At 66.3% G+C, this 13,262-nt stretch carries 12 protein-coding genes, 1 tRNA gene and 1 pseudogene; 12 read left to right on the top strand and 2 right to left on the bottom strand.

What is annotated here, in order from left to right:
* The first annotated feature begins 210 nt into the window (after nt 1-210).
* The 11 genes from N1F89_RS06150 to N1F89_RS06100 all read left to right on the top strand — a co-directional run bounded on the left by N1F89_RS06150 (nt 211) and on the right by N1F89_RS06100 (nt 9,494).
* Nucleotides 211-286 (top strand) — tRNA-Phe (locus N1F89_RS06150).
* Between the two features lie 383 nt (nt 287-669).
* Nucleotides 670-1,047: a YciI family protein gene (locus N1F89_RS06145; protein ID WP_290082563.1), complete on the top strand. Its 378-nt coding sequence runs from the start codon at nt 670-672 to the stop codon at nt 1,045-1,047.
* Nucleotides 1,031-2,302, top strand: a complete 1,272-nt coding sequence (locus N1F89_RS06140) for an RNA polymerase sigma factor (RefSeq protein ID WP_290082562.1) — start codon at nt 1,031-1,033, stop codon at nt 2,300-2,302. The genes N1F89_RS06145 and N1F89_RS06140 overlap by 17 nt, the downstream gene beginning before the upstream one ends.
* 73 nt (nt 2,303-2,375) lie before the next feature.
* Entirely contained in the window at nt 2,376-2,984 is a 609-nt protein-coding gene (locus N1F89_RS06135) for a dihydrofolate reductase family protein (protein WP_290082560.1), read from the top strand.
* Between the two features lie 27 nt (nt 2,985-3,011).
* The gene (locus tag N1F89_RS06130; protein WP_290082559.1) at nt 3,012-3,443 is read left to right on the top strand and encodes a VOC family protein; all 432 of its coding nucleotides are present in this window, start codon (nt 3,012-3,014) and stop codon (nt 3,441-3,443) included.
* A 17-nt stretch (nt 3,444-3,460) separates the two neighbouring features.
* A complete protein-coding gene (locus N1F89_RS06125; RefSeq protein ID WP_354670310.1) occupies nt 3,461-4,321 on the top strand; it encodes an alpha/beta hydrolase in 861 nt (286 codons plus the stop codon).
* Between the two features lie 121 nt (nt 4,322-4,442).
* Nucleotides 4,443-4,922, top strand: coding sequence for a VOC family protein (locus tag N1F89_RS06120; protein ID WP_290082554.1), 480 nt, complete (start codon nt 4,443-4,445; stop codon nt 4,920-4,922).
* A gap of 159 nt (nt 4,923-5,081) precedes the next feature.
* On the top strand, nt 5,082-5,570 hold the full coding sequence (locus tag N1F89_RS06115) for a DUF1772 domain-containing protein (protein WP_290082552.1): 489 nt from the start codon (nt 5,082-5,084) through the stop codon (nt 5,568-5,570).
* Between the two features lie 315 nt (nt 5,571-5,885).
* Nucleotides 5,886-7,085 carry a nucleoside hydrolase gene (locus tag N1F89_RS06110; protein WP_290082550.1) on the top strand — a complete coding sequence of 400 codons (1,200 nt, stop codon included), beginning with the start codon at nt 5,886-5,888 and terminating at the stop codon, nt 7,083-7,085.
* A gap of 440 nt (nt 7,086-7,525) precedes the next feature.
* Nucleotides 7,526-8,686: an MFS transporter gene (locus N1F89_RS06105; protein ID WP_290082548.1), complete on the top strand. Its 1,161-nt coding sequence runs from the start codon at nt 7,526-7,528 to the stop codon at nt 8,684-8,686.
* Nucleotides 8,687-9,059: 373 nt separating this feature from the next.
* A complete protein-coding gene (locus N1F89_RS06100) occupies nt 9,060-9,494 on the top strand; it encodes a hypothetical protein (RefSeq protein ID WP_290082547.1) in 435 nt (144 codons plus the stop codon).
* A gap of 440 nt (nt 9,495-9,934) precedes the next feature.
* Here N1F89_RS06100 and N1F89_RS06095 read toward each other — a convergent pair.
* A pseudogene (locus N1F89_RS06095) lies at nt 9,935-11,173 on the bottom strand (IS3 family transposase).
* 101 nt (nt 11,174-11,274) lie between these two features.
* Entirely contained in the window at nt 11,275-12,237 is a 963-nt protein-coding gene (locus N1F89_RS06090; RefSeq protein WP_290082546.1) for a mechanosensitive ion channel family protein, read from the bottom strand.
* Nucleotides 12,238-12,994: 757 nt separating this feature from the next.
* On the opposite strand from N1F89_RS06090, the gene N1F89_RS06085 reads away from it, so the two are divergent.
* Entirely contained in the window at nt 12,995-13,129 is a 135-nt protein-coding gene (locus tag N1F89_RS06085; RefSeq protein WP_290082545.1) for a hypothetical protein, read from the top strand.
* The last annotated feature ends 133 nt before the right edge of the window (nt 13,130-13,262 follow it).

Here is a 13,262-nt window from a genome sequence, read left to right as displayed (position 1 = left end):
CGCGCCGCAGCTTGCCGGCCCGCCTCCGCGCGGCCTTTGCCGGCGGTGCGGACCGCCGCCGCGCAGCCTCGCGCAGGGCGACGTGACGCGGCGAGAAATCCGTCGCCGGGGCGCTGGACAGCGGCCGATCTCGTGCTATAACCCACGCGCTTTCGCCGGCGCGGCCCATCGCTCCGCCGGCGCCGCGGCCCGCTTCGCAGGCCGTCGAGGGCCCAGGTAGCTCAGTTGGTAGAGCATGCGACTGAAAATCGCAGTGTCGGTGGTTCGATTCCGCCCCTGGGCACCATCAGCCTTCCACCCCCGTTGAATATAGCTTGCCAAAAAGCCGCCATTTCTAACGCGTTGCATGGCTGAACCCTGCCATCCCTTGCTGCCCGTCGACGTCGGGTCTCTCAAGGTCCGCGGGCGGCGAATCTCGGCGATGCTCCTGTCCCTGTCGACCGGCTAGGGGCAGCGTTCGGGGTCGAAGTCGGCCGGCGCGGGATGTCGTGTCCTCTCAACTTGCCACGACCTCGGTTGCGGGATTGCGGTGTGCTGCGCACGGGTGTTGGTTGGCCTGACGGTGCAACCGGCCGATGCCGCACGCGACACCCGATCGCCGAAGAAAAACCCGCGCCTCGTGTCGGCCGGGGCGCGCCGAAAACGTTCTTGAACCACGGAGTTCCGGAAATGCTCTACACCCTGCTTTGCTACCACGACGAAGCCGTCACCACGGCCTGGAGCGACGAAGAGGACGCCGCGGTGATGAAGAAGCTCGAGGAGGTGCACCGCAGGTGGGCCGACCATCTGCGCCCTGTCGTCCGCCTGATGCCGACGAGCGCCGCGACCACGCTGCGCAAGAGCGACGATGTCGTGCTCGACGGCCCCTTTGCCGAAACCAAGGAGCAGCTGCTGGGCTTCTACATGCTCGAGGCCGAGTCGCTTGAGACGGCACTCGGCTTGGCGCGCGACCTGGCGCAGGCCAATCCCGGCGGCGCCTACGAGGTGCGGCCAGTGATGCTCTACTATCCGGGCGCAACGGGGCCGGACGATGGCCGCCCCGACTGACCCGGCCTGGGTCGAGGCGCGGCTGGTCGCCGCGCGGCCGCGCGCCGTGGCGGCCCTGCTGCGCTATTTCCGCGATCTGGATCTGGCCGAGGAGGCTTATCAGGAGGCCTGTCTCAGGGCGCTCAGGACCTGGCCGGAGAAAGGCCCGCCGCGGGATGCCGACGGCTGGCTCATCATGGTCGGGCGCAACGCCGCGCTCGACCAGGTGCGGCGCCGGGCAAAGACGACGGAACTGCCGCACGAGGCCGAGATCTCCGACCGCCGGGACGTGGAGCCGGACATGGCCGAACGCCTCGACGCGGCCGACTATCGCGACGACATCCTGCGGCTTCTGTTCATCTGCTGCCATCCCGACCTGCCCGCCACCCAGCAGATAGCGCTGGCGCTGCGGATCGTCTGCGGTCTGACCGTGCGGCAGATCGCGCGCGCCTTTCTCGTGGGCGACCGTGCGATGGAGCAGCGGATCACCCGCGCCAAGGCGAGCATCGCCAGGGCCCGGGTGCCCTTCGAGTCACCCGGCCCCGCGGAACGCGCCGAACGGCTGGCTGCGGTGACCGCGATGATCTACCTGGTGTTCAACGAGGGCTACACCGACGCCGATCCCGCCGGCGACCGTGCCGCCTTCTGCGCGGAAGCGATCCGCCTTGCCCGTCTGCTATTGCGCATGTTCCCGGCCGAGGCCGAACTGATGGGTCTTCTGGCGCTGATGCTGCTTCAGCATTCCCGCCAGCGGGCGCGGTTCGATGCGGATGGTCTGCCGGTTCTCCTGGACGACCAGGACCGGACGCTCTGGAACCGCGCTGCCATCGGCGAAGCGCTCGCGCTTCTCGACAAGGCCCTGCGCCACCGCCGGCCCGGCCGCTACCAGATCCAGGCGGCCATCGCCGCCTCGCACGCCCGCGCCGCGCGCCCGCAGGACACCGACTGGGCCGGGATCGAGCGGCTCTACGCCGCGCTCGAGAGTCACGCGCCGTCCCCGGTCGTGAGGCTCAACCGGGCGGTGGCGGTGTCGAAGCTCTACGGGGCGAAGCGCGCGCTCGACATGGTCGCGCCGCTGGCAGAGGCGCTCGACGGCTATTTCTACTTTCACGGCGTGCGCGGAGCGCTGCTCGACCAATTGGGTCGCCCGGCAGAGGCGCGTGACGCGTTCGGCCGCGCCGTTGCGCTGGCCGGAACGCCGGCCGAGGCGGCGCACATCCGCCAGCATCTCGACCGGCTGGCGGGCGAAGCCGGCGACAGCCCGAAAAAAATCTGAGGAAGGCTGTCGGGATCGCGCCGCATCGTTCGTCCTTCGGTCGGAACCGAGTGGAAGACGAGCGCGCCGCCGCATGAGACGGATCAGGATCATCGCCAACATCTCGCTCGACGGCGTGATTCAGGCACCCGGCGGGCCGGACGAGGACCGCGACGGCGGCTTCGCGCACGGTGGCTGGGCGATGCGGCATTTCGATCCCGCGATGGGCGGGGACGTTGCGGCCGCGCAGGGCGAGACCTTCGATCTGCTCGTCGGGCGACGCACCTACGACATCTTCGCCAGCTACTGGCCGACCGCCGAGAACGACCGGACCGCCGACGCTCTGAACCGCGCAACGAAATACGTCGCGACGCACCGGCCCGAGACCCTCGGCTGGGGACCGGCCGAGGGGCTGGGCAGGGACATCGGCGCCCACCTGCGCGAGCTCAAGGCGCAGGGCGGTCGCGACATCATCGTCTGGGGCAGCTCGACGCTGACGCCGTTGCTCTTCGAGCAGGGCCTGGTCGACGAGGTGCTTCTCTTCGTCTTTCCGATCCTGCTGGGCGAAGGAAAGCGCTTCTTTTCCGGCCGGGTGGCGCCACGCGAACTCGCCCTCGTCAACAGCCGGCCTGCATCGTCCGGCGCGCTCGCGAACATGTATCGGCCGGTCGGTCCCCTGCAGCCGGACAGCCGGTCACGCTGAGGCGAATTGTTTCAAGGAGACACCGTCATGGAGCCCACCATCTACCTCTTCTTCGACGGCACGTGTCGAGAGGCCATGACCCGCTACGCCGAGGTCCTGGGCGGCGAGGTCTTGAGCATCGTGCGCAACGCCGATGCGCCCGACGCCGACAGCCGCATGCCCGGTGGCGACGACCTGGTGATGAACATGAGCATTCGGCTCGGCAGCGCCACCGTCATGGGCTCCGACGCGCCCGCGGAAATGTACGATCGACCGCAGGGCTTCCGCGTGCAGATCGCGCCCGCCTCGCGCGCGGAGTTCGACCGCATCCTGGCGGCGCTCTCCGAGGAAGCCCTTGCCATCGACATGCCGCCCGGTGAAACCTTCTGGGCAGAGCGTTTCGCGATGTTCACCGACAGGTTCGGCACCCCCTGGATGATGAACTACGAAGGCTCCAAGGCGTCGCAGGAGGTCTTATGAAACGGAAAGCCCGCCGCATGGCGCGCCCCGTCGTCGCCGCGCTGCTGCTCATGGCAATACCCGCCGAAGCCGATGACGGCCCGACCGGACATGTCGCCGAGGTCAATGGCATGGAGATGTATTACGAGGTGTCCGGAGCTGGCAAACCGCTGGTCATCCTGCATGGCGCCTATATGAGCATCGAATCCATGGGCGACATCATCCCCCTGGCGGCCGAGACGCACCGCGTCTACGCGCTGGAATTCCAGGGTCACGGTCGCACGGAGGATACCGGTCGGCCGATCACCTATCCGAACCTCGCTGACGATGTGGCCGCGTTCATGGCGGCTGTGGACCTGCCGCAAGCGGATGTGTTCGGCTACTCCATGGGCGCCGCCGCCGCCCTGCAGCTGGCGATTCGTCATCCGGAAAGGGTCGACCGGCTCGTGCTCGCCTCCGTCGCCTTCGACGAGAGCGGGTGGCAGCACGCCTTCCGCGACTTCATCCCGCAGATGACGCCGGACATGCTCGTCGGCAGCCCGCTCGAAACCGAGTGGCGCAACCTTGCCCCCGATCCCGATGGCTTCGCCGAGCTGGCCGAGAAGCTGATCGCGCTCGAGAAGCAGCCGATGCACTGGAAGGAGGCGGTGGAGGCGCTCGACCTGCCGGTGCTCCTCATTGCCGGAGATGCCGACGTCGTGACCCTCGAACACACGGTCGCGCTGTTTCGTCTTCTCGGCGGTGGCGCCATGGGCGATCTGGGCCCACCGCTGCCCGCGTCGCGCCTTGCGATCCTGCCGGCGACCTCCCACACGGCCGTGATCAACCAGCCCGGGATGCTCATGCGCTTCATGGAGCCGTTCCTGCAGGGCGAGACGCCCGCGGGAATGTGGGACTGAAGTCCTGTCTGTCCGGGGGCGGAAGCCGTGCCCGGCCCGGCAGCGCACCCGGGTGCCGGCATTGGCCGCGACGCGCCGGTCGCGTCGCCCCCGGCACGATCAATGCGAGAGAGGAAACGCCATGACCACTGCGAAGAACACGATCTGCCTCTGGTACGACAAGGATGCGGAGGCCGCCGCGCGTTTTTACGCCGCCACCTTTCCCGACAGCGCGGTGTATGCGGTGCACCGCGCACCCGGCGACTATCCGTCCGGCAAGGCCGGCGACGTGCTGACCGTGGACTTCACCGTCCTCGGCATCCCCTGCCTCGGCCTCAATGGCGGTCCGGCGTTCCGGCACAACGAGTCCTTTTCCTTCCAGGTCGCCACCGACGACCAGGAGGAGACCGACCGCTACTGGAACGCCATCGTGGGCAACGGCGGCGAGGAAAGCGCCTGCGGCTGGTGCAAGGACCGATGGGGCATCTCTTGGCAGATCACGCCGCGCGTGCTGACCGAGGCGATGGCCGCCGGTGGCGACGAGGCGAAGCGGGCCTTCGAGGCAATGATGGACATGCGGAAGATCGACGTCGCCGCCATCGAAGCGGCGCGTCGTGTCTGACGCGTTGTTCCCGCGGCCTTCGGTGCCGCCCGGAACGCGGCGGGCGTCGGGCTTTCGGGAACCGACCGGTGCCCAGCCGGATGGTTTCGCATCCTTCCGGCAGTGGCGCACGCAAGATCACGAGCGCCGGGAGGAACCGGGGAGGGACCGAGCCAAGACATGATCCAGGTCATCACCATCGCCGCGCTGCTTTGCGTCGCCGTCACGTTCGGGCTCGCGCTCGCGCATGCCCTGGAGCTTCCGGGAAAGATGCGCCTCGACCGCAACACGTATGGTGCCGTGCAGGCGATCTACTATCCCGGGTTCACCTATGGCGGGCTGGTCGGCGAGTTGGGCGGCATCGTGTTGCTGGCGGCCGCGCTCCTGCCGCTTCCCTACGGAACCGACCGTTTCTGGTGGACGGCCGCAGCGCTTGCGCTGCTCGTCGCGGTGCACGCCGCCTACTGGCTTTTCACCCATCCGGTCAACGACTTCTGGGTCAGGGACGTTGCGACGACCTCGGCAGCGTCGCGCTTCTTCGCCGCCGGATCGCGCGCGGAAGGCGACTGGCGAGCCATGCGCGACCGCTGGGAGCGCTCGCATGTGCTGCGCGCCGTTCTCGCCGGAGCGAGCCTGCTTGCGCTCGCAGTCGGGCTGACCGGGCCCTAGAGTATCCGTTTTGGTATCGCAGATCGGCTCCAGCTTGTTGCCTTGACGCGTTTGCGAACGGCGAACCGGTTTCCACATCGCCTGGAAGCGCTTTAGGAGGAACGGACCCCAGGGCCCGTGGGGTCGACCGAGCAAGCGGCACGACGCAAGGGAGCGAGGGAACGACGTGACCCGGTTCATCGGCGGGCCTGAGGGCCGCATGGCGCGGGGCAGGTCGCGCGAGCCTGCGGCCCGCGCTGCTCCAGCACGTGCGGGCGGGGCAGGGCCTTCACTCCTCACCCCGAGCGTTTCGCCGCCGGCGCGGCGTCGGCGCATGTGCTGATCGCCGGCTCGTTGTCCGGCGCACTCGGATTCGATTTTGCGATGGCACCGCTTGGCAAGACCCTCAAGGCAATCAGCATGGCCGCAATGGTCCTGGCGGCTTTGGCTGTCCTTCTCCTGGCCATGCCTGTTTCCGTCTGGCGCACGGGCCGGCTGCCCGCGCCGCCGCTGCCGATCATCAAGAACGGCCCGGATATCGCAGCGGCTGATCGCGTGTGGATCGACACCGATGCGGCATGCGGTGTCGGCCGCCGTACCGACCCGGACGATTGCCTTGCTTTGATGCTGCTTGCCCGCGATCCGAACATCCGGATCGTTGGCATGTCGAGCGTGTTCGGCAATGCCGACCTGGAGGACACCGACCGGACCGCTCGCACGCTGGCCGGCAAGCTGCGCCGTGACGGTGCGCGGGTTCCCGCTGTGTTGCCTGGTGCAGACGCGCCTGCCGCCGCCGCGACCCCGGCGCAGGCGGGACTGCGCGAGGCTCTTGCGGGTGGGCCCCTGACGATCGTCGCGCTCGGGCCGCTGACGAATGTCTCCGCGGCGCTGAAGGGGCGGCCGGGATTGCAGCAGAACGTCCGGCGCGTGGTTGCGGTGATGGGACGCCGGCCAGGTCACATCTTCCACCCGTCCGAAGGCCAGGGAGACGGCATCCTGTTCGGGCACGGTCCCGTCTTCCGCGATCTCAACTTCGATATGGACCGCGAGGCGGCCCTCGACCTGCTCGCCATGCAACTGCCGATGTCGCTGATCCCCTATGACGTGGCGCGCGGGATCAGCCTGACGGAGGCTGATCTCGATCGTCTCGCCCGGGCGGGCGAGACGGGACCATGGATCGCATCCGGCGCACGAGAGTGGCTCGACTTCTGGCGGGAAGACATCGGGCTCGACGGATTCCATCCCTTCGACCTCCTGGCAGCCGCCTACGTGCTTCGGCCGGAACGCTTCGATTGCGCCGTTGCCCTGGCATGGATCGGCCGCGACCATCGGCTCGACAACCTCCCGCTCGTCGATCCGCTCGCGTTGCAGGTCGGTTTGCGCGCGGAACGCTCCGACGACGCGATGGCGGAAACCGACTTGATCTATTGCGTGGGGATCGACCCCGCGTTGCGCGCCTGGCTGATGAGCAAACTGGCCGGCACGCGCACACGCGCAGATGGCGCCGATGCCGAAAGGACGCCTCGGTCGCCATGAACCGCCCTGGCGGCAGCCGGGATCTTGCAGGTCAAATGGCTCCTCGAAGGACTGATCGCACTTATCCCGGTGGCTTTGTTCCTGCCTCTGGAGCTGGCAGGGCGGCGCTGACGCCGACACCGTTCCCCGCCGCGTAGCTGACCGGTGGCCGACCTTGGTCGTTGTCCAGGATATGCGCGATGCTGGTCCGGAGCCCGGCCGCAACCTTGACCGCGATCCCGTTTGGTGATCCAGCCGTTCTCGGAACGGCTGCGCGGCCCTGCCGCTTGTGCGTCGGCTGCGCAACGCCGAGCATGTTCGTTGGGACCTTGGCGCGGCAGCAGCCTTCGCGCTCTACATCGCGTGTTGTTGACCAGAGCTCTTGCTTCGGGCCTGTTGTTCTCGATGGCTTGATCCGCGGCAGCGGCTTCACCGCTTCCCTCCGAACGGAAAAACCGAGCATGATCCCACGACTGACACCGGTGCGGCGCGGTCCGACCGTGGCCGTACTCGGAACGTCCCTCACGGTCAGTTGGGCCTCGAGCTACTACCTTCCGGCGGTCTTGGCGGTCCCAATGGCCGAAGATCTGGGTCTGTCGCCGGTCTGGGTGTTCGGCGCATTCTCCATGGCAATGATGGTTTCGGCCATGGTCGGCCCCTGGGCGGGAGCGAGGATTGACGGCGCCGGGGGGCGGGGCGTGTTGATGCTGTCGAACATCGTGTTTGCCGCCGGCCTCATGCTGCTCGCCGCTGCCCCATCACCGCCGATCCTTTTCGCAGGCTGGGCGGTCATTGGGCTTGGGATGGGCATAGGGCTCTATGAAGCCGGGTTTGCCACACTGGCGGGGATTTACGGCAAGGACGCGCGTGGACCGATCACCGGCATCACGCTGATTGCCGGATTTGCTAGCACCGTCGGTTGGCCGCTTTCTGGGCTGATGCTCGCAACATGGGGCTGGCGCGAGGCTTGTATCGGCTGGGCGCTTATCCAGTTGTTCCTTGCGCTGCCGTTGAACGCCTGTCTGCCGAGAGCAACCAGGACGATGGCCCGGGCAAGCGCCCCGGCAGACGATGGCCCGCCGCCATCGCGTTTGGCGCTGGCGCTGCTTGCGTTCGTTTTCGCAGCGACCTGGTTCAACTCAACCGCGATGGCTGCGCATCTGCCAGGCTTGCTGCAGACAGCGGGGGCCAGCACAGCCGTAGCCCTCGCCGCGGGCGCGCTGATCGGCCCGGCCCAGGTGGCGGCGCGGGTGCTGGAATTCAGCCTGCTTCGCCGCTGCCACCCGCTCGCGTCGACCAGGCTCGCAGCGGCGGCTCATCCGCTTGCGGCCGTGGCGCTGGTGACGTTCGGTGGGGCCGCTTCTTACGCTTTTGCGATCTTGCATGGAGCGGGCAATGGTATCCTCACCATCGCAAAGGGCACGCTGCCGCTCGCACTGTTCGGGACGGTTGGCTATGGGCAGCGTCTCGGCTGGCTGAACGCGCCGGCCCGCATCCTCCAGGCGGCCGCGCCATTGATCTTCGGCGCTGCCCTGTCGGCGTGGGGGTCGTCGGCCATTTGGCTGACGGCTGGGATAGGCACGGCCTCGATGCTTGCGCTGGTTGTGCTCAGACGTTCCTGAAGCCAGGGGCATAGCCAAGTCTTCGCACAACGTGGCGCGTTTGACCGGCGCATCTCGGGGGTTCTTGCGACAAGGATGCCCACGCAGCCTCAAAGGCGCCGGGCCTCTATTGCGGCCAGAGCCGGGCATGCTCGCCGCCCTCATTGCGGCTGGTCTTCTTGGTGTTCGAGGTGGCCGTTGCCAGGGACATTCCAGTCCGGCTCGCCGCGCCGTGCCGCTTCAAGAGGCAAGGGCGACGCCGATCGGTGTGCCAATTCGCGGGGAGTTTGTCCTGCAGCAAAGAGCGATGAGCAAACGGGTGTAGCTTCAGTTCCCATTCGGGAATCCCTTCTCGCAAGCTTGGCACGCATTCACCCGTCCAGAGGAGTGACCAATGAAAGCGATGATGATGAGCCTGGTCGGCCGGATGGCATCGGCACGCTGCGTCTTGGCCAACTCCTTGCGCAACTGGCGGCACACGAGACAGACGTTGCGGGAGATCAACGCACTCGGCGCCCAGGAGGCCGGACGTGTGTTGACCGAGGTCGGCTTGAGCCCGCGCGAGTTTGAACGCTCCATGGTGCTTCCGTTTGCGTCCGAAGACCTGCTCCAGGAGGCGATGCATACCTTTGACATCGATCCGGATGAATTCTGCGCACGCTATCCCGGGTGGTTCCAGGACATGGAGCGCACGTGCATGAAATGTCCGCACCGGGGTGCCTGCCGGCGCATCGTCGCGCGCGGAAGGTTCGCGGAATGGCACCGCGGGGTCTGCCCGAACGCCGAAGATTTCGCGCAGATCGCTTCACCGGCTGTCACCTGTGGATGACCGTCGACCGCACGGGAGCACCCATGCGATCGCTGTGAAGAACATGGGTGGCTTGGCAAACTGGGGGAGGCGGCATCCTTCCGATCGTCTGTGAATTGCAGCGGGATCGTGACATGAAAGGTCCTGCCAACCCGTCCTTGCGCACCGACATGGCTTTGCGGCTGCGTCGGGTTCTGGCCTCCGTGCAACTTGACTGCGCGTGTCGGGCGAGACTGGATGAAGCGCTCGACCGGTTTTCGGTTCTCGAAAGCCGCCATCAGGTGAGGAACGGATTGAGGGAGGCGCGTCATCGGAGGGACTGGATCGTCGCACAACTCTCGTTCCTCGCTGAGATCGACGAAATCACCGACCGCGAGAGCGACCCACTGTTGTCATGGAGATGGCGGTCTTGTTCGATGAAATCGCCAGTCAGGCGGTCGAAGCCGCCCGGACCCTGCGCGTCACGGCGGGGTTGTCGATAGATGACGCGAACAAGCAATCGACGTGAAGGGTTTCTCACCTCCTGAAATCTCTGGCGGACCACTTGCGGCTGCGTGTTGATCCTGACCCGCCCCCCTAATTGTCCGCGTTGATTGGTTGGCTCTGTTCATGTTGTGGTCCGGCTTGGACCGGGTTGCAATTTGGTGCGGTGTGAGCCCGTACAGGCTTGAATGTGGCCGCGTAAGATTGTCGCCGAACCTCCAGTCTTAGATCAGGTCTCGGGCATGCCGGTAGCTGGCAAACAGGTGCTCGTTGAGACATTCGTCCCTGAGCCGGCCGATGAAGCTCTCCACCAACCCGTTCTGCATCGGTTGGCCTGGGGCGATGTAGTGCCATTCGACCCGCCGGTCTTGTTACCATTTCAAGATGGCGTTCGAGGTCAGTTCGCTGCCATTGTCGCTGACCACCATGCAGGGATAGCCGCTCCGTTCGGCGATGGCGTCCAGTTCCCTTGCTACGCGCTCGCCTGAGATTGCGTTGTCGACGATCGTGGTCAGGCATTCCCGGCTGAAGTCATCGATCACGCACAGGATCCGGAACCGCCGCCCGTCGGCGAGTGTGTCATGGGCAAAGTCGAGGCTCCAGCGCTGGTTGGCACTTTGGGGGATTGCCATGGGCGCCCATGTGCCGATGGCACGCTCGCGGCCACCGCGCTTGCGCACGGTCAGCCGCTCCTCCTTGTACAGACGATAGAGCTTTTTCCAGTCGACCGCGACGCCCTCCCGCTTGAGCAGGATGTGCAGGCGTCGATAGCCGAATTGGCGGCGTTCTGATGCCAATTGCCTGAGCCGCTGCCTCAGCTCGGCATCGTCAGGTCCGGTTGATCGTTACCGTTAGTCCCGCGCATCGATGCCCATCAGGCCACAGGCCCGGCGCTGCGAATACCCCTTGTGTTCGATGGCCCAGCCCACGGCATTCCTCCTTGAGCCGGGCGTTAGAAGTTTTTTCCAAGCATCTCGCGGAGTGTCGATACATCCAACACCGACTCCGCCAGAAAATTCTTCAGCTTCGCGTTCTCTTCCTCCAGAGTCTTCAGCCGCTTGGCATCGGACACGTCCATCCCGCCATACTTGGAGCGCCATTTGTAGAAGGTTGCGTCCGAGATTCCATGCTTACGGCACAGATCAGCCGCCGACATGCCCCTAGTGCTCCTTCAAGATGCCGATGATCTGTTCATCGGAAAACCGTGATCGCTTCATTGCCTGTCTCCTTGATCAGGGAACAGGCTAACCTCAATGCGGGGACATTCCAGGGGAGCAGGTCACCGGAGACGAGATGCAACCCGTTCTCGACCCCGCGCTCACGCATCGCCTTTCAGGTCCATGCTGGCCTGCCTGCCAGCCGGTGCCGCCGGAGTGCGGTCGCGCGAGTGCGGTGCGTCCGCACCGTGGAAGCGCATGCGCGCGTGCGGCGGCGGCAGGCACCGGTCCCGGACCGCAGCATCGATGGCGGCGAGAACCGCGTCTCGGCAGTCGATGTCGTCGGCAAATCCGGGCACCCAGAAGCGCACGGCATAGCGGATGCCGTCGGCATCGTACGAGGTTACGCGAACGTCCGGTGCCGGTGTGGCCAGGATGACAGAGGTCCGGGCTGCCGCCTCCGCGAGCACGCGCCTGGCGTGGCCAACCGGAACGTCATGGTCGAGCGCGATTGACACGTGGGTCCGATAGTGCTGCCGCGGCGCGCTGAAGTTGGTCAGCCGCTGACGGGCGATCTGGCCGTTGGGCAGGATAGTGTACGTGCTGTCGCGTGTCAGCAGGCGGGTCGTGCGCCAGCCGATCTCCACCACGCGGCCGCGGATCGTGCCGTCGATCTCGATCCAGTCGCCGATCCGGTAGGGGGCCTCGAGGCCGAGGGCGATGCCGGACAGCACGTCGGCCAGCGCGTTGCGGATGGCGAAACCGAGAATGGCCAGCACAAGCCCTGAGCCGGCGAGCGCTCCGCTCATCGATTGCCCCAGCACCAGGATGATCGTGGCGATCGACGCCGCGATGAAGAGCGCGGCCGAGATCAGCTCTGGGAGCAGTCGGGGCACGCGGCGACGCTCGGGCCCCGCCCGCTCGAGCGCGATGCCGATTAGGCGGCCGCCGAGCCAGGCGGCGGCAAAATAGCTTGCCGATCCGGACAGCAAGCGAACCGGCCGAGCATCCGCCTGAACCTGCAGCAGCGCCAGGACCTGCGGATGAAGCAGATAGACCGCAATGCTGGTCGCCACCGCGACAATCGGCCAGAGCGAGCGCCGTGCGACGGTTCGGGCACTCATGCCGTCCGTCCGCAGTCGGCATCAGTCTCGTGGCGCGCGCTCACGGCGTCGGCGGCGCGCGCCGGCGGGCGCTCGTTCGTGGCGCGGCCTACGCGCGTGAGCGAATGGACCGGTCGGAAGCACCAGGGACAGCGGACGGCGGCACGCGGAATGCTGCGGCTGCAATGACCACAGAACAAGGGGGCGAAATGAGGCGTCAAGGCTCCAACTCCCGGCGCCCAATGAGAGGACGCGCGCATCGCAAAGCAATGTCGGAAATGTGCGGGAGGCCCGGAACGGTCGCGTCGCTGCTTTGCCTAAATCGACGAAGGACCGCTCCGGGACAAAGCATGTGTTTCCCGGTCTGCCTTGGCAAAAGAGTTGCGAACTTGATGCGACATGTTTTTCTTATTGCGCTGAAATGCGGAAAACTCAAGGCATTCCGATTTCGAGAAAGCGATTTGACTTTTTTCTCTGGATGGCCAATGAAGTTTTCATCATGACTGAATTTTTTATTCCCGCCGGACTTTTTTGCACCGCCAGCCGGCTCTCACGCCGCTAGCCCTGGTCCGGCTGCCTGCTCCTCGCCCCGGACGGAGCGCAACCAGACCAGGGACATCTCAACGCCCGAACGATCCGAGGGTATGGCAGGCGCACAAGCGCCGGCCATGGCGCCTGGATGGCGGGCGGAATCGCAAAATTCGACCGATCGCAGGGCCGGAATGGCACAGCGCCAAGCACGTATCCGCGATCGGCTCGCAGTGGGAAGCATCTATCGATGGCCAAGAAGAACCGGAAAGGAAACCGCGAAGCGCGCAAGCCGAAGCAGGCCAAGGCCGCGCCTCAGCAGACAACGTCGTCAGTCGCCGAACTCGCGGCCAAGGGAGCGGGCCGTAATCCAGCGCGACGGTAGGGCGCAAGGCACGCCAGCGTCGGCGTGAAGGAAACGGGCAGCTTAGGCTTGCGACGCGACGTTACCTGCTGCCTGACGCGGGCAGGACGTTGATGGACGACGCCATGAACAGCATCTCCACCTGCAGCATGAC

It is taken from the genome of Aquibium sp. A9E412 (genome assembly GCF_030398335.1).
Classification (GTDB): Bacteria; Pseudomonadota; Alphaproteobacteria; order Rhizobiales; family Rhizobiaceae; genus A9E412.
This window is presented reverse-complemented; position numbering and strand designations above follow the sequence as displayed.